This window comes from Mesorhizobium sp. M0615 (assembly GCF_040320805.1).
Taxonomy (GTDB): Bacteria; Pseudomonadota; Alphaproteobacteria; order Rhizobiales; family Rhizobiaceae; genus Mesorhizobium.
On the sequence record NZ_JAMYQI010000004.1, the window covers coordinates 226,207 to 246,607 of the forward strand.

Genomic DNA, 20,401 nt, shown 5'->3' on the forward strand with positions numbered 1-20,401 from the left:
TATCGATTCAGTTATCCCTGCGGTCCGCCTCCCGGCTTCGGCCGGGAGGCCCAGATTGCGGAGAATGGAGATGGACAACTTCTACGAGACACCGACACTTTCTGCGGCACGCTCGGGCAAAATTGAAACTTCTTTGTGCCTGCTCGACAATCCAGACGACGTCATCAACCATCCACGCCTCAGCCGTGGAGAAAAGCGGGCACTGCTTTCCTCGTGGGCGTCCGATGCCTGCGCGGTGGAAAACCAGCCTGCCTTGCGCCGCCTGGACAACGGCACGGTAATCCCTGTCGACCAGATTCTGAGGGCGTTGAAGGCTCTCGATGAGAAACCCACGCTGGGGAAAGAGACTTCAGGCCGAGTGCTGCCTTGGCGACCCTCCTCGCGCCGCAGCGCTCTCAAGGCTTGGCGGCGTCGTGGCCGTTCTTTCGGCCCCGACGATGACGACGACCCGCCCCCGTGCCCGGCAGTGATCGCGCCGCGCCCACGCCCACCACGCGGAATCGGCGCAGTGGCCGAGGTCGAACTCGCCTGTGCCTGAACTAACCCTGGGTTGATCCAGCTGCCTCGCCAGGGGCAGCTGGATTCCAACCTTGGGTGCTTCATTTGCTTTCCAACACAGCAGGTCGCAGTTTCGACCTCAACGCCATTTCCTCGAACTTGTAATCACGTGCCTGATCTTCCGGATGCATCCTCCGGAATTGGGGTCTGGCATTGAAAAACGGCAGGTGGCTTGCCATATTGGGCGAACTGAGGCATAAGGCCCCGATAGCCGGGACGGGACGACTGGATGGTTCCGAGGCGGCGTTTGATCATAAAGCGGACACTTGCCACTTGCGTGGATCAAGAATCGGTTTTATGTAGACACAACAGACACGCGACGCGTGGAGCTGGGAAGCCGGCTTTACGCGTCCGATTTGCATGGGCGAAATAGCGCTGATTCGGCGCCGACTTGAACCCAGGCGGCACGTCCCGGCCAGCGGGATCATCCAGGAGACCCGGCCAACGGGTCTTGAAGACAGAGCGGCATATGGCTTCGAAAACCACAAATCCTTTCGTCTTTCTCCAGCAGGTTCGCGCGGAAACTGCCAAGGTGACTTGGCCGTCGCGCCGGGAGACGATGATCTCGACGGTGATGGTGCTCGTATTCGCGGTCATCGCGATGATCTTTTTCTTCACCGCCGACGTGGCCATGGGCTACGCGATCGAGCGGTTACTGAGCCTCGGCCATTAAGTCCGGCGATTACGGAGAAGTCTTGAAATGACCGCGCGCTGGTACATTGTCCACGCCTATTCGAACTTCGAAAAGAAGGTCGCCGAGGACATTGAGAACAAGGCCAAGCAGAAGGGCCTGTCCGCCGATATCGAGCAGATCGTGGTGCCGACCGAGAAGGTCGTCGAGATCCGCCGCGGCCGCAAGGTCGATGCCGAGCGCAAGTTCTTTCCGGGCTATGTGTTGCTCAAGGCCAATCTGACCGATGCGGTGTTCTCGCTGGTCAAGAACACGCCGAAGGTCACCGGCTTCCTCGGTGACTCCAAGCCGGTGCCGATCACCGAAGCCGAGGCGCAACGCATCCTAAACCAGGTTCAGGAAGGCGTCGAGCGGCCGAAGCCCTCGGTCACTTTCGAGATCGGCGAGGCGATCCGCGTTTCGGATGGTCCGTTCGCCTCGTTCAACGGTTTCGTCCAGGAAGTGGACGAGGAGCGGGCGCGGCTCAAGGTGGAAGTTTCGATCTTCGGGCGCGCCGTGCCGGTCGATCTGGAATTCGGACAGGTCGAAAAGGGCTGATCCGAAAACCCTGCGCCGGTTCGCCGGCAAGGGGAGGCGGCGCGGAAAGCGCGCGGCCATGAACGGGTGGGAGGCGAATGCGGCTTTAGCCGGCTGCGCGGACCGCACCACCAGACTGCAACCGCCGGTGTTCCCGATACTGGGGCCGGCATGAGATAAAGGCAGGAAAGAGATGGCTAAGAAAATTGCAGGCCAGCTCAAGCTCCAGGTCAAAGCGGGATCGGCTACGCCGTCTCCGCCGATCGGCCCGGCACTTGGTCAGCGCGGCATCAACATCATGGAATTCTGCAAGGCGTTCAACGCGCAGACCCAGGAAATGGAAAAGGGATCGCCGATCCCGGTCGTCATCACCTATTACCAGGACAAGTCCTTCACCTTCGTCATGAAGACGCCGCCGGTGAGCTACTTCCTGAAAAAGGCGGCGAACTTGACGTCAGGTTCGAAAGAGCCGGGCAAGATCAAGGCCGGCACGATCGGTCGCGACAAGGTGCGCGCCATCGCCGAACAGAAGATGAAGGATCTGAACGCAAACGACGTCGAGGCGGCCATGCGCATGGTCGAGGGCTCCGCCCGCTCGATGGGTCTGGAAGTGGTGGGCTGAGATCATGGCAAAGATTGCAAAGCGTGTATCGAAGTCCCGTGACGGCATCGACCCCAACAAGGCTTATGCCCTTGGTGAGGCGCTGAAGCTGCTCAAGGACCGTTCGACGGTGAAGTTCGACGAGACCATCGAAGTTGCGATGAACCTCGGCGTCGACCCGCGCCATGCCGACCAGATGGTCCGCGGCGTGGTCAACCTGCCGAACGGCACCGGCCGCTCTGTCCGCGTCGCCGTGTTCGCACGTGGCGGCAAGGCCGATGAGGCTCGCGCCGCCGGCGCCGACATCGTCGGTGCCGAGGATCTGGTCGACATCGTCCAGAAGGGCACGATCGACTTCGATCGCTGCATCGCCACGCCGGACATGATGCCGCTGGTCGGCCGTCTGGGCAAGGTGCTGGGCCCGCGCGGCATGATGCCGAACCCGAAGGTCGGCACCGTCACCACCGACGTCGCCGCCGCCGTCAAGGCATCGAAGGGCGGCGCTGTCGAGTTCCGCGTCGAGAAGGCCGGCATCGTTCATGCCGGCGTCGGCAAGGTCTCGTTCGACGTCAAGGCGCTGGAAGAAAACGTCCGCGCCTTCGCCGATGCCGTGACCAAGGCAAAGCCGGCTGGCGCCAAGGGCAACTACGTCAAGAAGGTGTCGGTCACCTCGACGATGGGCCCGGGCCTCAAGCTCGACGTCTCGACGCTCGCAGCGTCTTGATACGAAATCTGGATCGGCTGCCAAGGCGCTGATCCGCAAGTGAATTCCGGGCCTCCGACTTGTCGGCGGCCCGGTACCGGAAGTCGAGAGGCTTCCGGACATCCTGTCCGAGATTGCAGGCGGCCCAGAAGCCTTAATTGAATTGGGCCTGCATGAGACGGGTGAAAACCGGACAACGGAGCGACAAGCTCCAATGAAAGGTTCGAACCGTGTTTGCCTTTTGTCTGCGCATCTCCGGCTTGCCGTCGGTGTGGCGAAAGGGGGCAGGATCCTCGAGCGTCGTTCGGGAGATCTGTAATGGATGGCCCGGCCGGCAAAAAGGCAACCCGACGCCTGTCCCACTAGCGGGGCAGGGGTCAACTGGAGATAGGCAGTGGACAGAGCGGAAAAACGCGAACTCGTCACGGGCCTGAATGGTGCTTTTGCAGGCGCTGGTTCAGTCGTCGTGGCCCACTACGCCGGTATCACCGTCGCGCAAATGAACGACCTTCGGTCGAAAATGCGCGCTGCCGGTGGCACCGTCAAAGTCGCGAAGAACCGTCTCGCCAAAATCGCTCTTCAGGGCACGGACTCCGCATCGATCATCGACCTGTTCAAGGGACAGACGCTGATCGCTTATTCGGAGGATCCGATTGCGGCGCCGAAGGTCGCGTCCGATTTCGCCAAGGGAAATGACAAGTTGGTCATTCTCGGCGGCGCAATGGGCACCACCTCGCTCAACGCCGACGGTGTGAAGGCACTCGCCACACTTCCGTCGCTCGATGAGTTGCGCGCCAGGCTGGTTGGCATGATCGCCACGCCGGCAACCCGGATCGCCCAGATCGTCAATGCGCCAGCGGCTTCGGTCGCGCGCGTCATCGGCGCTTACGCCCGGAAGGACGAGGCGGCATGAGGCCGTTCCTCGCTATCACAAACACACGTTCGAACCTGATGAAGGAATACAACAATGGCTGATCTGGCAAAGATCGTAGACGACCTTTCGAAGCTGACCGTCCTCGAGGCGGCCGAGCTGTCGAAGCTTCTGGAAGAAAAGTGGGGCGTTTCGGCTGCTGCTCCGGTGGCGGTTGCCGCTGCCGGCGGCGCTGCCGCTGCTGCTGCTCCGGCTGAGGAAAAGACGGAATTCGACGTCGTCCTCACCGAGGCAGGCGCTCAGAAGATCAACGTCATCAAGGAAGTCCGCGCCATCACCGGCCTGGGCCTCAAGGAAGCCAAGGATCTGGTCGAAGCAGCTCCGAAGCCGGTCAAGGAAGCCGTTTCCAAGGCTGACGCTGAGAAGTTCAAGGCCCAGCTGGAAGCAGCCGGCGCCAAGGTCGACCTGAAGTAAGCGTAAAAGCGGCGGGCGGCCTCGCGCCGTCCGCCACTCCCTTCATCAGAGGGGAGGATGCGTAGCGCGAGATGTACGAGAACCTCTTTCCTGAGGGCCGAAACCGGCCTTCAGGAAACGGGTTTTCTCCCGTTTTAGCCGTCGCCGCCAGGCGGCGGGAAACAGATCAGGGGCCGCCGCCGAGGTGGCCGCGCATGCAAGGTGAGCCGCGGCGAGGCTCGCCCCGAGTTTATAGCTAAGGAGCGACGATGGCCCAGACCCAGACTTTCAATGGCCGCAGACGCGTACGCAAGTTCTTCGGAAAGATTCCGGAAGTTGCGGAGATGCCGAACCTGATCGAGGTTCAAAAAGCATCCTATGACCAGTTCCTGATGGTGGCGGAGCCCAAGGGTGGACGTCCGGACGAGGGACTGCAGGCCGTTTTCAAGTCGGTTTTCCCGATCTCCGATTTCTCCGGCTCCTCGATGCTGGAGTTCGTGAAGTACGAGTTTGAAGGACCGAAATTCGACGTTGACGAATGCCGTCAGCGCGACCTGACCTATGCCGCGCCACTCAAGGTGACGCTGCGCCTCATCGTGTTCGATATCGACGAGGATACCGGCGCAAAGTCGATCAAGGACATCAAGGAGCAGGACGTCTATATGGGCGACATGCCGCTCATGACGCTCAACGGCACCTTCATCGTCAATGGCACGGAGCGCGTCATCGTCTCGCAGATGCACCGTTCGCCGGGCGTCTTCTTCGACCATGACAAGGGCAAGTCGCACTCCTCGGGCAAGCTTTTGTTTGCGGCGCGCGTCATTCCCTATCGCGGTTCGTGGCTCGACATCGAGTTCGATTCCAAGGACGTCGTGCACGCCCGTATCGACCGCCGCCGCAAGATTCCGGTGACGTCGCTCTTGATGGCGCTCGGCATGGACGGCGAAGAAATCCTGTCGACCTTCTACAACAAGATCACCTACAAGCGCGCCGGCGACCACTGGCGCATCCCGTTCAACGTCGAGCGCTTCCGCGGCCTGAAGGCCGTTGGCGACCTCGTCGATGCCGACACCGGCGAAGTTGTCGTCGAGGCCGGCAAGAAGATCACCGCCCGCCAGGCAAGAGCGCTTGGCGAAAAGGGTCTGAAGGCGATCAAGGCGACCGACGAGGATCTGCTCGGCAATTACCTGGCCGAGGACATCGTCAACTACGGCACCGGCGAGATTTTCCTCGAAGCCGGCGACGAGATCGACGAAAAGACGCTGAAGGTGCTGCTCGGCACGGGCGAAAGCGAGATCAAGGTTCTCGACATCGACCATGTCAATGTCGGCGCCTACATCCGAAATACGCTCAACGTCGACAAGAACGAGAGCCGCCAGGACGCACTGTTCGACATCTACCGTGTCATGCGCCCGGGCGAGCCGCCGACGCTTGAAACCGCCGAAGCCATGTTCAACTCGCTGTTCTTCGACTCGGAGCGCTACGACCTGTCGGCCGTCGGCCGCGTCAAGATGAACATGCGCCTCGAGCTCAAGGCTGAGGACACCGTGCGCGTGCTGCGCAAGGACGACATCCTGGCGGTGGTCAAGACGCTGGTCGAACTGCGCGACGGCAAGGGCGAGATCGACGACATCGACAATCTCGGCAACCGCCGCGTGCGTTCCGTCGGCGAGCTGATGGAGAACCAGTACCGCGTCGGCCTGCTGCGCATGGAGCGCGCGATCAAGGAACGTATGTCCTCGATCGAGATCGACACGGTGATGCCGCAGGACCTGATCAACGCCAAGCCGGCGGCTGCCGCCGTACGCGAGTTCTTCGGTTCCTCGCAGCTGTCGCAGTTCATGGATCAGACCAACCCGCTGTCGGAGATCACCCACAAGCGCCGCCTGTCGGCACTTGGACCGGGCGGTCTGACCCGCGAGCGCGCCGGCTTCGAAGTGCGGGACGTGCACCCGACGCATTACGGCCGCATCTGCCCGATCGAGACGCCGGAAGGCCCGAACATCGGTCTGATCAACTCGCTGGCGACCTTCGCGCGCGTCAACAAGTACGGCTTCATCGAAAGCCCGTACCGCAAGATCGTCAACGGCAAGCTGACCAATGAGGTCGTCTATCTCTCCGCTATGGAAGAGTCCAAGCACCACGTCGCGCAGGCCAATGCCGAGCTCGACAAGAATGGTGGTTTCGTCGACGAATTCGTCATTTGCCGCAGCGCCGGCGAAGTGATGATGGCGCCGCGCGAAAACGTCGATCTCATGGACGTGTCGCCCAAGCAGATGGTGTCCGTGGCCGCGGCGCTGATCCCGTTCCTCGAGAACGACGACGCCAACCGCGCGCTGATGGGCTCCAACATGCAGCGTCAGGCCGTGCCGCTGGTGCGCGCCGAAGCGCCGTTCGTCGGCACCGGCATGGAGCCGATCGTTGCCCGTGACTCGGGTGCCGCCATCGGCGCCCGCCGCGGCGGCATCGTCGACCAGGTGGACGCGACGCGTATCGTCATCCGCGCCACGGAAGATCTCGATCCCGGCAAGTCGGGCGTCGACATCTACCGGCTGATGAAGTTCCAGCGTTCGAACCAGAACACCTGCATCAACCAGCGTCCGCTGGTGCGCATGGGCGACCGCGTCAACAAGGGCGACATCATCGCCGACGGTCCGTCGACCGAGCTCGGCGATCTGGCGCTCGGCCGCAACGTGCTGGTCGCGTTCATGCCGTGGAACGGCTACAACTACGAGGACTCGATCCTGCTCTCCGAGCGCATCGTGGCCGACGACGTCTTCACCTCGATCCACATCGAGGAATTCGAGGTCATGGCCCGCGACACCAAGCTTGGACCGGAGGAAATCACGCGCGACATTCCGAACGTTTCGGAAGAAGCGCTGAAGAACCTCGACGAAGCCGGCATCGTCTATATCGGCGCGGAAGTGCAGCCGGGCGACATCCTGGTCGGCAAGATCACGCCGAAGGGCGAAAGCCCGATGACGCCGGAAGAAAAGCTCCTGCGCGCCATCTTCGGTGAAAAGGCGTCCGACGTTCGCGACACCTCGATGCGCATGCCTCCGGGCACCTTCGGCACAGTCGTCGAAGTGCGCGTCTTCAACCGCCACGGCGTCGAGAAGGACGAGCGCGCCATGGCGATCGAACGCGAGGAGATCGAACGCCTCGCCAAGGACCGCGACGACGAGCAGGCGATCCTCGACCGCAACGTCTATTCGCGCCTTTCCGACGTTCTCGTCGGCAAGGAAGCGATTGCCGGGCCGAAGGGCTTCAAGAAGGGCTCGAAGCTGTCGAAGGACACGCTTGACGAGTATCCACGTTCGCAGTGGTGGCAGTTTGCGGTGGAGAACGAAAAGCTCCAGAGCGAACTGGAAGCCCTGCGTGGCCAGTACGACGATTCCAAGAAGGCGCTCGAGCAGCGCTTCATGGACAAGGTCGAGAAGGTGCAGCGCGGCGACGAAATGCCTCCGGGCGTCATGAAGATGGTCAAGGTCTTCGTGGCCGTGAAGCGTAAGATGCAGCCGGGCGACAAGATGGCGGGACGTCACGGCAACAAGGGTGTCGTGTCGCGGATCGTTCCGGTCGAGGACATGCCTTTCCTCGAGGACGGCACGCATGCCGATATCGTGCTCAACCCGCTGGGTGTGCCGAGCCGCATGAATGTCGGCCAGATCCTGGAAACCCATCTGGGCTGGGCATGCGCGGGCATGGGCAAGAAGATCGGCGAGCTGATCGACGCGTACAAGACGGCTGGAGACATCAAGCCGTTGCGCAAGACGCTTGAGAGCTTCATCCCGGCCAACGACCGCAACGAGCCGGTCCGCGAATATGACGACGAGAGCATCGTTCGCCTCAGCGAGCAGATGCGCCGCGGCGTCTCCATCGCGACACCGGTGTTCGACGGCGCGCATGAAGTCGACATCAACATCATGCTGGAGCAGGCAGGCCTGCACACCAGCGGTCAGTCGCAGCTCTATGACGGACGCACCGGCGAGCCGTTCGATCGCAAGGTGACGATGGGCTATATCTATATGCTCAAGCTTCACCACCTGGTGGACGACAAGATCCACGCGCGTTCGATCGGTCCGTACTCGCTCGTTACCCAGCAGCCGCTGGGCGGCAAGGCGCAGTTCGGTGGCCAGCGCTTCGGCGAAATGGAGGTCTGGGCGCTGGAAGCCTATGGCGCCGCCTACACGCTGCAGGAAATGCTGACGGTGAAGTCGGACGATGTCGCCGGCCGCACCAAGGTCTACGAGGCGATCGTGCGCGGCGACGACACGTTCGAGGCCGGCATTCCCGAGAGCTTCAACGTGCTCGTCAAGGAAATGCGGTCTCTCGGCCTCAATGTCGAGCTGGAGAATACCAAGCTCGACGACAACCCTGTCCGGCTGCCAGATGCTGCCGAATAGGGGCGCGGCCGAGTAAGCAAGACATCCGGTCGCGGAACGCCGCGACCGGATGCAACAAATTCTACGGCCAGTGGGCCGACCACTCAGCGGGCATTTGGCCCGCGTTAGATGCAAGGGGTTTTCGAGGACCCCGAAAAGGAGAACGGCATGAACCAAGAGGTCATGAATCTCTTCAATCCGCAGGCGCCGGCGCAGGTGTTCGATTCCATTCGGATATCGCTCGCCAGCCCTGAGAAGATTCTGTCCTGGTCGTTCGGCGAGATCAAGAAGCCGGAGACCATCAACTACCGCACCTTCAAGCCGGAGCGTGACGGTCTGTTCTGTGCGCGCATTTTTGGCCCGATCAAGGACTATGAATGCCTGTGCGGCAAGTACAAGCGCATGAAGTACAAGGGCGTCATCTGCGAAAAGTGCGGCGTCGAAGTCACGCTGTCGCGCGTTCGCCGCGAACGCATGGGCCACATCGAGCTGGCGGCACCTGTCGCTCACATCTGGTTTCTGAAGTCGCTGCCGTCGCGCATCGGCACGCTGCTCGACATGACCCTGAAGGACATCGAGCGCGTCCTCTACTTCGAGAACTACATCGTCACGGAGCCTGGCCTCACTGCGCTGAAGGAGCACCAGCTGCTCAGCGAGGAAGAGTACATGATCGCCGTCGACGAGTATGGCGAGGATTCGTTCACCGCCATGATCGGCGCCGAGGCCATTCATGACCTTCTGGCCGGCATGGACCTGGAGAAGATCGCCGGCGACCTGCGTTCGGAACTGGCTTCGACCACGTCCGAGCTGAAGCAGAAGAAGTATCTGAAGCGGCTCAAGGTCGTCGAGAATTTCATGGAGTCCGGCAACCGTCCGGAATGGATGATCATGAAGGTGGTTCCGGTGATCCCGCCGGACCTGCGCCCGCTGGTTCCTCTGGATGGTGGACGTTTCGCGACGTCCGACCTGAACGATCTCTATCGCCGCGTCATCAACCGCAACAACCGTCTGAAGCGGCTGATCGAGCTGCGCGCCCCCGGCATCATCGTGCGCAATGAAAAGCGCATGCTGCAGGAAGCCGTCGATGCGCTGTTCGACAACGGCCGTCGCGGCCGCGTCATCACCGGCGCCAACAAGCGTCCGCTGAAGTCGCTGTCCGACATGTTGAAGGGCAAGCAGGGCCGGTTCCGCCAGAACCTGCTCGGCAAGCGCGTCGACTATTCGGGCCGTTCGGTCATCGTCACCGGTCCGGAGCTCAAGCTGCACCAATGCGGCCTGCCGAAGAAGATGGCGCTCGAACTGTTCAAGCCGTTCATCTACGCCCGCCTCGACGCCAAGGGGTTCTCCTCGACCGTCAAGCAGGCCAAGAAGTTGGTCGAGAAGGAGCGTCCGGAAGTCTGGGATATCCTCGACGAGGTCATCCGCGAGCATCCGGTGCTCTTGAACCGTGCACCGACGCTGCACCGCCTCGGCATCCAGGCGTTCGAGCCGATCCTGATCGAAGGCAAGGCGATCCAGCTGCATCCGCTGGTCTGCACGGCCTTCAACGCCGACTTCGACGGCGACCAGATGGCCGTTCACGTGCCGCTGTCGCTCGAAGCGCAGCTTGAAGCCCGCGTGCTGATGATGTCGACCAACAACATCCTGCACCCGGCTTCCGGCGCGCCGATCATCGTGCCTTCGCAGGACATGGTCCTGGGTCTCTACTATCTCTCGATCGTCAATCAGAACGAGCCGGGCGAAGGCATGGTGTTTGCCGACATGGGCGAACTCCAGCACGCGCTCGAGACCAAGGCGGTGACGCTGCACTCCAAGATCAAGGGTCGTTTCCGCACGGTCGATGCCGAAGGCAAGGTCGTGTCGAAAATCTACGACACCACGCCTGGCCGCATGATCATCGGCGAGCTGCTGCCGAAGAACGTCAATGTGCCTTACGAGACCGCCAACCAGGAGATGACCAAGAAGAACATCTCCAAGATGATCGACACCGTCTACCGCCACTGCGGTCAGAAGGAGACGGTCATTTTCTGCGACCGCATCATGGCCCTCGGCTTCAGCCACGCCTGCCGCGCCGGCATTTCGTTCGGCAAGGACGACATGCTGATCCCGGACGCCAAGATCAAGCTGGTTTCCGACACCGAAGCTTTGGCCAAGGAATACGAGCAGCAGTACAATGACGGCCTGATCACTCAGGGCGAGAAGTACAACAAGGTCGTCGACGCCTGGGCCAAGTGCTCGGAAAAGGTCGCCGACGAGATGATGGCCCGCATCAAGGCCGTCGAGTTCGAGGACAGTGGCCGTCAAAAGCCGATGAACTCGATCTACATGATGTCGCATTCGGGTGCGCGTGGTTCGCCCACCCAGATGCGTCAGCTCGCCGGCATGCGCGGCCTGATGGCAAAGCCCTCGGGTGAAATCATCGAGACGCCGATCATCTCGAACTTCAAGGAAGGCCTGACCGTGCTCGAGTACTTCAACTCGACCCACGGCGCCCGCAAGGGTCTGGCCGACACCGCCTTGAAGACGGCGAACTCGGGTTACCTCACCCGTCGTCTGGTCGACGTGGCGCAGGACTGCATCGTCAACTCCGTGGATTGCGGCACCGACAAGGGCCTCACCATGCAGCCGATCGTCGATGCCGGTCAGGTCGTCGCTTCGGTCGGTCAGCGCGTGCTGGGCCGCACCTCGCTCGACGACATCACGCACCCGGTTTCGGGCGAGGTTCTGGTCAAGGCCGGAACGCTGATGGACGAGCGTGACGTGGAAAAGATCGAAAAGGCCGGCGTGCAGTCGGTCCGCATTCGCTCGGCACTGACCTGCGAGGTCAGGATCGGCGTGTGCGCGGTCTGCTACGGACGCGATCTTGCCCGCGGCACTCCGGTCAACCAGGGCGAAGCCGTCGGCGTCATCGCGGCGCAGTCGATCGGCGAGCCGGGCACCCAGCTCACCATGCGTACCTTCCACATGGGCGGTACGGCGCAGGTGGTGGACAGCTCGTTCCTTGAAGCCTCGTATGAGGGCAAGGTCGAGATCCGCAACCGCAACGTGGTGCGCAACTCGGACGGCCAGCAGATGGTCATGGGCCGCAACATGGCGGTGCTGATCCTCGACGAAGCCGGCAAGGAGCGTGCCTCGCATCGCCTTACCTATGGTTCGCGCATCTTCGTGGACGATGGCGACAAGGTGAAGCGCGGCCAGCGTATCGCCGAATGGGATCCCTATACCCGCCCCGTCCTCACCGAAATCGAGGGCAAGGTGTCGTACGAGGATCTGGTCGACGGCATTTCCGTTCAGGAAACGGCCGACGAATCGACCGGCATCACCAAGCGCGAGGTCATCGACTGGCGCTCGACGCCACGCGGCAACGACCTCAAGCCGGCGATCGCCATCCTTGACCCCAAGGGCAAGGTCGGCAAGCTGTCGAAGGGCGGCGACGCCCGCTTCCTGCTCTCGGTAGAGGCCATTCTTTCGGTCGAGCCGGGTTCGCAGGTTCGTCCCGGCGACGTTTTGGCGCGTATCCCAATGGAAAGCGCCAAGACCAAGGACATCACCGGCGGTCTGCCGCGTGTTGCCGAACTGTTCGAGGCACGTCGTCCGAAGGATCACGCCATCATCGCCGAGATCGATGGCACGATCCGCTTCGGCCGCGACTACAAGAACAAGCGCCGCATCATCATCGAGCCGCATGACTCGACGCTTGAGCCGGTCGAATACCTGATCCCGAAGGGCAAGCCGTTCCATCTCCAGGACGGCGACGTCATCGAGAAGGGCGACTACATCCTCGACGGCAATCCGGCGCCACACGACATCCTGGCGATCAAGGGCGTGGAAGCACTTGCTTCCTACCTCGTGAACGAAATCCAGGAAGTCTACCGTCTGCAGGGCGTGTCGATCAACGACAAGCACATCGAGGTGATCGTTCGCCAGATGCTGCAGAAGGTCGAGATCACGGTGCAGGGCGACTCGACCTACATTCCGGGCGACCACGTCGACGTGATCGAACTGGAAGAGGTCAACGAGCGCCTGGTCGAGGACGGCAAGAAGCCGGCCGAAGGCCAGCCGGTGCTGCTGGGCATAACCAAGGCCTCGCTGCAGACGCCGTCCTTCATCTCGGCCGCCTCCTTCCAGGAGACGACCAGGGTGCTGACCGAAGCTGCGGTTGCCGGCAAGACCGACATGCTGCAGGGCCTGAAGGAAAACGTCATCGTCGGCCGGCTGATCCCGGCCGGTACCGGCGGCACGATGAGCCAGATCCGGCGCATCGCCACCTCGCGCGACGAACTGATCATCGACGAGCGCCGCAAGGCCTCCGGTGTCGAGGTCGCCGAGCCGATGCTGACCGACATGGTCAACGCCGCGCAGTAAGCGCGGTAGGACGAGAAGAAGGAAGGGGGCCCCAGTGGCCCCTTTTCGCGTTTTGACCCCTAATCGAATCGAGGAAAACATGAGCAAGAAGGTTTGGACTGACGTCGACGACTACATCGTTTCCTCTCTCTTCGAGGCGGATCCCGTCCTTGACGCGGTGCTTGCGGCCAACCGCGACCAGGGCCTGCCGGCCATCGACGTATCGCCGGCGCAGGGCAAGCTGCTGTCGCTGCTGGTCCGCATCAGCGGCGCCAGGAAGGTGCTGGAGATCGGCACGCTTGGCGGCTACTCGACCATCTGGATGGCAAGGGGATTGCCCGTCGGCGGCAAGATCGTGACGCTCGAACTCGAGCCGCATCATGCAAAAGTCGCGCACTCGAATCTCGAGCGGGCAGGGGTGTCGGACAAGGTCGAGCTCAGGATCGGCCCCGCGCTTCAGTCGCTTGAGACGCTGGCTGTCGAAAATGCCGGTCCGTTCGATCTGATCTTCATCGACGCCGACAAGCCGAACAATCCGAATTATCTGTCATGGGCCATGCGCCTGTCGCGGCCGGGGACGGTCATCATCTGCGACAACGTCATCCGCGACGGCACCGTGCTCAACGACGATGGCCGTGACGCCTATGTCGAAGGCGCACGCGGTGCGTTTTCCTTAATCGGCGGCGACAAGCGCCTGGACGGCACCGCCATCCAGACCGTCGGCGCCAAAGGCTATGACGGCTTTGCGATTGCGATCGTCGAGTAAGGCTGCATGGTGAGTGTCCGGACTGCGGTGCGGCAGAACTCATCGTTCAATCGAAGAACGCTTCCACCACATTGCGCTTGCCGAGCATGAAGGCGTCGGCCACGTGCTGCAGGGGTGCCAAATCGACATCGGAGACGCCGTCGCGTACGATTTCAGCGAAGCGCCGGTAAAGCTGGGGATATTCGGCCTCCGGCTCGTCGTGAACCACCTTGCCGTCGATGGCGAGCCTGGTGCCGCCGCCGGACAGCACCATCTTGCCCTTGTCGGTGTCGGCCAGGATGTCCCAGCTCTGTGGTCCCGTCTGCAGCCAGTCGAGCTCCATGGTCACCGGCAACCCATCCGAGGTACGGAAGGTCACGTGGGCCGCCACAGGCGAGGCGCGGTTTTCCGGGAAGTCGAGGACGGCCGAGGTGATGAACATCGCCGGCAGGATGTGGGTTGCGATCGACAGTGCGTTTATGCCGGGATCGAAGACGCCGAAACCGCCCGGCGCCCAGATCCAATCCTGGTTCGGATGCCAGCGGCGGACATCTTCCTTCCAGACGATGGCAGCCGAGTTGACCTTGGCCGACGCCAGGAAGGCGCGCGCGGCCTCCACTGCCGGCGCGTAGCGCGAATGCCAGCTGGCGAACAGTGAAACGCCATTGGCTGCCGCCAGCCGCTTCAGGTCCTCGACCTCACTGACCGTGGCGCCCGGCGGCTTCTCCAGGAAAACATGCTTCTTCGCCATCAGCGCGGTGCGTGCCGCGTCGTAGCGGAACTGCGGCGGCATGCACAGCGACACGGCCTCGAGTTCCGGCACCGCGTCGAGCATCGCCTCGATGGTCGGAAAATTCGGGATGCCGTCCACCTTGCCGTGCCGGCTGGCGGCGGCGATGAGGCGGTAGTCCGCATCCTTGGCCACTGCCGGCAGATGCTGGTCGCGCACGATCTTGCCGACGCCGACGATGCCGAGCTTGATGGGACCATTGTTCGAGGGCATGGGAACTCCGCGGATTCGAATTTGGCTGGTTAAGTCGCCCGGTTCTTAGCAGAGAACCGGTGCCGGGCAAGCCGGCGCGGTGACAGGCGCAAGCAGCCGGCGACGCTCAGAGCGGAACCTCGAACGTAACGATCGACACTTCGCCTTCGAGCGCGCCCTGGAAGGCCGACAGATGCGGCTCCTCGTCGGGTACGCCCTCGATATCGCCGATCTGGTCGAGCTCAGCTTCGGCATAGCCTTCGGCGGCGAGCGATTCGAGCGCCCGGCGCACGGCCGAATCGTCGTCGGGCGCAACCAGCATCACATGGACGCCTTCCGGCTTGCCGCCCTTTTTTTTCCAGACCCGGCCGGTGACGATGGTGACCGGGCGCTCCTCATTGTCGTTCACGGGCTGATTCCTTTTGAGACGGGTGCGGGCGAGGGGATTTGCGCTGTCCATGGCGCCTTTTGCCATGAAGAACCCGCGCATGACAGCCAAAAGCCGGTCACTTTTCTTGTCTGCGCGGGTCACTTTCTTCCTCTGCCTTGCAAAATGAAGAAAGAAAATTACATGCGTCTTTCACATGGCTGCCAAGCCGTCGTCAGCGCGCAATATTTGGCGTGCCGGGGTTGACGGTTCACGGTCTTGCGAGTAGAAGCCGCCCAGTCAGAACCGATGTGAGGCTCTCCCTTCCGAAGCGACACGCCTTGGAGTTTGCCTCAAACAGGGTTCGTTTTACGAGCGAAAAGACATTTCCGGCGCGCATGAAGCGGTTCCCGCTTCCTCTGCATTTTGTTCGGGCAGGACCGCGAGGCGCGGTTTATGGCCCGAATTTGCGTATGGAATTGGCGCTTTGAGCGGCCCTGACCGGGCGAGACACGGAATTGAGAGACAAGAGGGTTTAATGCCTACCGTCAACCAGCTGATCCGCAAGCCGCGCATTGCGCCAGTGAAGCGCAACAAGGTCCCGGCCATGCAGCAGAACCCGCAGAAGCGGGGCGTCTGCACGCGCGTCTATACAACGACGCCGAAGAAGCCGAACTCGGCACTGCGCAAGGTGGCCAAGATCCGCCTGACCAACGGCTTTGAAGTGATCGGCTACATCCCCGGCGAAGGCCACAACCTTCAGGAACACTCCGTGGTCATGATCCGCGGCGGCCGCGTCAAGGATCTTCCGGGCGTGCGCTACCACATCATCCGCGGCGTGCTCGACACGCAGGGCGTGAAGAACCGCAAGCAGCGCCGTTCGAAGTACGGCGCCAAGCGTCCGAAGTAAGATTTTCCGGCCCTGGCGCTGCTTGAATGCGTCGGGCTACGAGATTGAGAGACAAAAGCCATGTCGCGTCGTCACAGTGCAGAAAAGCGTGAGATCAATCCGGACCCGAAGTTCGGCGATCTGATCGTCACCAAGTTCATGAACGCCGTCATGTATGACGGCAAGAAGTCGGTTGCCGAGACCATCGTCTACGGTGCGCTCGACCAGGTTCAGTCGAAGACCAAGCAGGAGCCGGTCACCGTCTTCCATCAGGCGCTCGACAATGTCGCGCCGCATGTGGAAGTCCGGTCGCGCCGCGTCGGCGGCGCCACCTACCAGGTTCCGGTCGATGTGCGCCCCGAGCGCCGCCAGGCCCTGGCGATCCGCTGGCTGATCGCCGCGGCCCGCAACCGCAACGAGACCACCATGGTCGACCGCCTCTCCGGCGAGCTGATGGACGCGGCTAATAACCGCGGCACCGCCGTGAAGAAGCGTGAAGACACCCACAAGATGGCAGAAGCCAACCGCGCTTTCGCGCACTACCGCTGGTAAAGCGCGAACGAGACTGAGAAGGCATCCACGATGGCCCGCGAATACAAAATCGAAGACTACCGCAATTTCGGTATCATGGCGCATATTGACGCCGGCAAGACGACGACCACCGAGCGCGTCCTCTATTACACGGGCAAGTCGCACAAGATCGGCGAAGTCCACGACGGCGCTGCCACCATGGATTGGATGGAGCAGGAGCAGGAGCGCGGCATCACCATCACGTCCGCCGCCACCACGACCTTCTGGAAGGGTCGCAGCGGCAAGATGTACCGCTTCAACATCATCGACACTCCCGGACACGTCGACTTCACCATCGAAGTCGAGCGTTCGCTGCGCGTGCTCGACGGCGCCATTGCGCTGCTCGATGCCAATGCCGGTGTTGAGCCGCAGACGGAAACCGTCTGGCGCCAGGCCGACAAGTACAAAGTTCCGCGCATGATCTTCTGCAACAAGATGGACAAGATCGGCGCCGACTTCTACCGCTCGGTCGAGATGATCGGCTCGCGTCTTGGTGCGCATGCCGTCGTCATGCAGCTGCCGATCGGCGCTGAGACCGAGTTCAAGGGTGTCGTCGATCTCGTCGAGATGAACGCGCTGGTCTGGCGCGACGAGACGCTGGGCGCTGCCTGGGACGTCGTCGAGATCCCGGCCGACCTGCAGGCTCGCGCCGAAGAATACCGCGAGAAGATGATCGAAGCCGCTGTCGAAATGGACGAGACGGCACTCGAGAATTACCTCGAAGGCAAGATGCCGTCGAATGACGAGATCCGCGCGCTGATCCGCAAGGGCACCATCGCGGTCAAGTTCTACCCGATGTTCTGTGGCTCGGCCTTCAAGAACAAGGGCGTGCAGCCGCTGCTCGATGCCGTCGTCGAATACCTGCCGTCGCCGGCCGATGTTCCCGCCATCAAGGGCGTCGACGCCAAGACCGACGTCGAGATCGAGCGTCATGCCGACGACAACGAGCCGCTGTCGATGCTGGCCTTCAAGATCATGAACGACCCGTTCGTCGGTTCGCTGACCTTTGCCCGCATCTATTCGGGCAAGCTGACCAAGGGCATCTCGGTCGATAACACCGTCAAGGGCAAGAAAGAGCGCATCGGCCGCATGCTGCAGATGCATGCGAATTCGCGCGCCGACGTCGAAGAAGCCTTTGCCGGCGACATCGTTGCTCTGGCCGGCCTCAAGGACACGACCACCGGCGACACGCTCAGCGATCCGCTGCACCCGGTCATCCTCGAGCGCATGGAATTCCCCGATCCGGTCATCCAGATCGCCATCGAGCCGAAGACCAAGAACGACCAGGAAAAGATGGGCCTCGCCCTTCACCGCCTGGCCGCCGAGGATCCGTCATTCCGCGTCAAGACCGACGAGGAAAGCGGCCAGACCATCATTTCGGGCATGGGCGAACTTCACCTCGACATCATCGTCGACCGCATGCGCCGCGAGTTCAAGGTCGAGGCCAATGTCGGCGCGCCGCAGGTGGCTTACCGCGAGACCATCACCCGCAGGCACGAGCAGGACTACACCCACAAGAAGCAGACCGGCGGTACCGGTCAGTTCGCTCGCGTCAAGATCGTGTTCGAACCGAACCCGGAAAGCTCGGAGTTCGAGTTCGAGACCAAGATCGTCGGCGGCGCCGTTCCCAAGGAATACATCCCGGGTGTCGAAAAAGGCATCAACAGCGTCATGTCGTCGGGTCCGTTCGCGGGCTTCCCGATGATCGGCGTCAAGGCGACGCTCATCGACGGCGCGTACCACGATGTTGACTCCAGCGTCCTGGCCTTCGAAATCGCCGGCCGCGCCTGCTTCCGTGAAGCCGCACCCAAGCTTGGCGTGCAGTTGCTCGAGCCGATCATGAAGGTCGAAGTCGTGACGCCGGAAGACTATGTCGGCAGCGTCATCGGCGACCTGAACGGCCGTCGTGGCCAGATTCAGGGCCAGGAGGCTCGCGGCGTGGCTGTCGTCATCAACGCGATGGTGCCGCTGGCCAACATGTTCAAGTACGTCGACAACCTGCGCTCGATGAGCCAGGGCCGCGCTGCCTACACGATGCAGTTCGATCACTATGAGCCTGTGCCGACCGCGGTCGCCCAGGAAGTCCAGAAGAAATACGCGTAACCCCAGCGGGTTGCATCGGTAACTTAATTCAAGGCCCGTACGGGCGAGCAGATTGGAGACATCACATGGCAAAAGGTAAATTCGAGCGTAACAAGCCTCATGTGAACATTGGCACGATTGGCCACGTCGATCATGGCAAGACGTCGCTGACGGCGGCGATCACGAAGTATTTTGGCGAGTACAAGCGCTACGACCAGATCGATGCGGCGCCCGAAGAGAAGGCCCGCGGCATCACCATTTCGACGGCGCACGTCGAATACGAGACGGCTGCGCGCCACTACGCCCATGTCGACTGCCCCGGCCACGCCGACTATGTGAAGAACATGATCACGGGTGCTGCGCAGATGGACGGCGCGATCCTGGTCGTGTCGGCCGCCGACGGCCCGATGCCGCAGACCCGCGAGCACATCCTGCTTGCCCGTCAGGTCGGCGTGCCGTCGATCGTGGTGTTCCTGAACAAGGTCGACCAGGTCGACGATGCCGAGCTGCTCGAACTGGTCGAGCTCGAGGTTCGCGAGCTTCTGTCGAAGAACGAGTTCCCCGGCGACGACATTCCGATCGTCAAGGGTTCGGCGCTGGCTGCTCTTGAAGATTCCAACAAGACCATCGGCGAAGACGCGATCCGCGAGCTGATGGCTGCGGTCGATGCTTACATCCCGACGCCGGTTCGTCCGCTGGACAAGCCGTTCCTGATGCCGATCGAAGACGTGTTCTCGATCTCGGGCCGTGGCACGGTCGTGACCGGCCGCGTCGAGCGCGGCATCGTCAAGGTCGGCGAGGAACTGGAAATCATCGGCATCCGTCCGACGACCAAGACGACCTGCACGGGCGTCGAGATGTTCCGCAAGCTGCTCGATCAGGGCCAGGCCGGCGACAACATCGGCGCGCTGCTGCGCGGCGTTGATCGTGAAGGCGTCGAGCGCGGCCAGGTTCTGGCCAAGCCCGGTACGGTGAAGCCGCACAAGAAGTTCGTGGCCGAAGCCTACATCCTGACCAAGGACGAAGGTGGCCGTCACACGCCGTTCTTCACCAACTACCGTCCGCAGTTCTACTTCCGCACGACCGACGTGACCGGCATCGTGTCGCTGCCGGAAGGCACGGAAATGGTTATGCCCGGCGACAACATCACGGTCGATGTCGAGCTGATCGTGCCGATCGCCATGGAAGAGAAGCTGCGCTTCGCCATCCGTGAAGGCGGCCGCACCGTCGGTGCCGGCATCGTCGTCACCATCAAAGAGTAATTTGGACTTAAACCGATCTGTCGCGGGCGCAGGATTTGCCCGCGCCGCGCCAGAACAAGGAAGTGACGCATGAACGGACAGAATATCCGCATCCGCCTGAAGGCGTTTGATCACCGCGTGCTCGACGCCTCGACGAAAGAAATCGTGTCGACGGCCAAGCGCACCGGAGCAAACGTCCGCGGCCCCATTCCGCTGCCGACGCGGATCGAAAAGTTCACGGTCAACCGGTCGCCTCACGTCGACAAGAAGAGCCGCGAGCAGTTCGAGATGCGCACGCACAAGCGTCTGCTCGACATCGTCGATCCGACCCCGCAGACGGTCGATGCTTTGATGAAGCTCGATCTGGCCGCCGGTGTCGACGTCGAGATCAAGCTCTAAGGGA

General features: G+C 62.0%; 17 protein-coding genes. 15 read left to right on the plus strand and 2 right to left on the minus strand.

The features are described 5' to 3' along the window. Positions 1-70 precede the first annotated feature (70 nt). From NKI46_RS08490 to NKI46_RS08535, 10 genes are all read left to right on the plus strand, one after another. Positions 71-538 (plus strand): hypothetical protein, encoded by a 468-nt coding sequence (locus NKI46_RS08490; protein WP_023749180.1) that lies wholly within the window; start codon positions 71-73, stop codon positions 536-538. A 489-nt stretch (positions 539-1,027) separates the two neighbouring features. Beyond that, positions 1,028-1,231, plus strand: a complete 204-nt coding sequence (gene secE / locus NKI46_RS08495) for a preprotein translocase subunit SecE (protein ID WP_023667439.1) — start codon at positions 1,028-1,030, stop codon at positions 1,229-1,231. A 27-nt stretch (positions 1,232-1,258) separates the two neighbouring features. Next, complete coding sequence (gene nusG / locus NKI46_RS08500) at positions 1,259-1,786, plus strand: transcription termination/antitermination protein NusG (protein WP_006333333.1); 528 nt, start codon at positions 1,259-1,261, stop codon at positions 1,784-1,786. A 172-nt stretch (positions 1,787-1,958) separates the two neighbouring features. Further along, positions 1,959-2,387 carry a 50S ribosomal protein L11 gene (gene rplK / locus NKI46_RS08505; RefSeq protein ID WP_006333334.1) on the plus strand — a complete coding sequence of 143 codons (429 nt, stop codon included), beginning with the start codon at positions 1,959-1,961 and terminating at the stop codon, positions 2,385-2,387. Between the two features lie 4 nt (positions 2,388-2,391). Continuing rightward, positions 2,392-3,090, plus strand: a complete 699-nt coding sequence (gene rplA / locus NKI46_RS08510; protein WP_023667438.1) for a 50S ribosomal protein L1 — start codon at positions 2,392-2,394, stop codon at positions 3,088-3,090. Positions 3,091-3,463: 373 nt separating this feature from the next. Further along, the gene (gene rplJ, locus NKI46_RS08515; protein WP_023667437.1) at positions 3,464-3,982 is read left to right on the plus strand and encodes a 50S ribosomal protein L10; all 519 of its coding nucleotides are present in this window, start codon (positions 3,464-3,466) and stop codon (positions 3,980-3,982) included. A 54-nt stretch (positions 3,983-4,036) separates the two neighbouring features. Next, positions 4,037-4,414 (plus strand): 50S ribosomal protein L7/L12, encoded by a 378-nt coding sequence (gene rplL / locus NKI46_RS08520; protein WP_023667436.1) that lies wholly within the window; start codon positions 4,037-4,039, stop codon positions 4,412-4,414. 248 nt (positions 4,415-4,662) lie between these two features. After that, complete coding sequence (gene rpoB, locus NKI46_RS08525; protein ID WP_023686024.1) at positions 4,663-8,799, plus strand: DNA-directed RNA polymerase subunit beta; 4,137 nt, start codon at positions 4,663-4,665, stop codon at positions 8,797-8,799. 147 nt (positions 8,800-8,946) lie between these two features. After that, entirely contained in the window at positions 8,947-13,143 is a 4,197-nt protein-coding gene (gene rpoC / locus NKI46_RS08530; protein WP_023667434.1) for a DNA-directed RNA polymerase subunit beta', read from the plus strand. A gap of 79 nt (positions 13,144-13,222) precedes the next feature. Next, positions 13,223-13,888: an O-methyltransferase gene (locus tag NKI46_RS08535; protein WP_352745749.1), complete on the plus strand. Its 666-nt coding sequence runs from the start codon at positions 13,223-13,225 to the stop codon at positions 13,886-13,888. A gap of 46 nt (positions 13,889-13,934) precedes the next feature. Here the strand turns inward: NKI46_RS08535 and NKI46_RS08540 are convergent, their stop codons facing one another. Both NKI46_RS08540 and NKI46_RS08545 read right to left on the minus strand, forming a co-directional pair. Next, positions 13,935-14,870 (minus strand): Gfo/Idh/MocA family protein, encoded by a 936-nt coding sequence (locus tag NKI46_RS08540; protein ID WP_352659112.1) that lies wholly within the window; start codon positions 14,868-14,870, stop codon positions 13,935-13,937. 106 nt (positions 14,871-14,976) lie between these two features. Next, complete coding sequence (locus tag NKI46_RS08545; RefSeq protein ID WP_352659110.1) at positions 14,977-15,258, minus strand: transcriptional regulator; 282 nt, start codon at positions 15,256-15,258, stop codon at positions 14,977-14,979. Positions 15,259-15,754: 496 nt separating this feature from the next. On the opposite strand from NKI46_RS08545, the gene rpsL reads away from it, so the two are divergent. The 5 genes from rpsL to rpsJ all read left to right on the plus strand — a co-directional run bounded on the left by rpsL (position 15,755) and on the right by rpsJ (position 20,397). Continuing rightward, positions 15,755-16,126 carry a 30S ribosomal protein S12 gene (gene rpsL / locus NKI46_RS08550; RefSeq protein WP_006333356.1) on the plus strand — a complete coding sequence of 124 codons (372 nt, stop codon included), beginning with the start codon at positions 15,755-15,757 and terminating at the stop codon, positions 16,124-16,126. 60 nt (positions 16,127-16,186) lie between these two features. Next, positions 16,187-16,657 carry a 30S ribosomal protein S7 gene (gene rpsG / locus NKI46_RS08555; protein ID WP_008875664.1) on the plus strand — a complete coding sequence of 157 codons (471 nt, stop codon included), beginning with the start codon at positions 16,187-16,189 and terminating at the stop codon, positions 16,655-16,657. 30 nt (positions 16,658-16,687) lie between these two features. Beyond that, on the plus strand, positions 16,688-18,778 hold the full coding sequence (gene fusA, locus NKI46_RS08560; RefSeq protein WP_352745752.1) for an elongation factor G: 2,091 nt from the start codon (positions 16,688-16,690) through the stop codon (positions 18,776-18,778). A gap of 65 nt (positions 18,779-18,843) precedes the next feature. Next, the gene (gene tuf, locus NKI46_RS08565; protein WP_023723394.1) at positions 18,844-20,019 is read left to right on the plus strand and encodes an elongation factor Tu; all 1,176 of its coding nucleotides are present in this window, start codon (positions 18,844-18,846) and stop codon (positions 20,017-20,019) included. Positions 20,020-20,088: 69 nt separating this feature from the next. Beyond that, complete coding sequence (rpsJ, locus tag NKI46_RS08570) at positions 20,089-20,397, plus strand: 30S ribosomal protein S10 (protein ID WP_010909272.1); 309 nt, start codon at positions 20,089-20,091, stop codon at positions 20,395-20,397. The last annotated feature ends 4 nt before the right edge of the window (positions 20,398-20,401 follow it).

Excerpts from the sequence above, each read along its gene's own strand:
- nusG (WP_006333333.1), top strand. The coding sequence starts at position 1,259 with ATGACCGCGCGCTGGTACATTGTCCACGCCTATTCGAACTTCGAAAAG.
- NKI46_RS08535 (WP_352745749.1), top strand. The coding sequence starts at position 13,223 with ATGAGCAAGAAGGTTTGGACTGACGTCGACGACTACATCGTTTCCTCT.
- rplK (WP_006333334.1), top strand. The coding sequence starts at position 1,959 with ATGGCTAAGAAAATTGCAGGCCAGCTCAAGCTCCAGGTCAAAGCGGGA.
- secE (WP_023667439.1), top strand. The coding sequence starts at position 1,028 with ATGGCTTCGAAAACCACAAATCCTTTCGTCTTTCTCCAGCAGGTTCGC.
- rplA (WP_023667438.1), top strand. The coding sequence starts at position 2,392 with ATGGCAAAGATTGCAAAGCGTGTATCGAAGTCCCGTGACGGCATCGAC.
- NKI46_RS08540 (WP_352659112.1), bottom strand. The coding sequence starts at position 14,870 with ATGCCCTCGAACAATGGTCCCATCAAGCTCGGCATCGTCGGCGTCGGC.
- fusA (WP_352745752.1), top strand. The coding sequence starts at position 16,688 with ATGGCCCGCGAATACAAAATCGAAGACTACCGCAATTTCGGTATCATG.
- NKI46_RS08490 (WP_023749180.1), top strand. The coding sequence starts at position 71 with ATGGACAACTTCTACGAGACACCGACACTTTCTGCGGCACGCTCGGGC.
- rpsJ (WP_010909272.1), top strand. The coding sequence starts at position 20,089 with ATGAACGGACAGAATATCCGCATCCGCCTGAAGGCGTTTGATCACCGC.
- rplL (WP_023667436.1), top strand. The coding sequence starts at position 4,037 with ATGGCTGATCTGGCAAAGATCGTAGACGACCTTTCGAAGCTGACCGTC.
- rpoC (WP_023667434.1), top strand. The coding sequence starts at position 8,947 with ATGAACCAAGAGGTCATGAATCTCTTCAATCCGCAGGCGCCGGCGCAG.
- rpsL (WP_006333356.1), top strand. The coding sequence starts at position 15,755 with ATGCCTACCGTCAACCAGCTGATCCGCAAGCCGCGCATTGCGCCAGTG.
- rpoB (WP_023686024.1), top strand. The coding sequence starts at position 4,663 with ATGGCCCAGACCCAGACTTTCAATGGCCGCAGACGCGTACGCAAGTTC.
- rpsG (WP_008875664.1), top strand. The coding sequence starts at position 16,187 with ATGTCGCGTCGTCACAGTGCAGAAAAGCGTGAGATCAATCCGGACCCG.
- tuf (WP_023723394.1), top strand. The coding sequence starts at position 18,844 with ATGGCAAAAGGTAAATTCGAGCGTAACAAGCCTCATGTGAACATTGGC.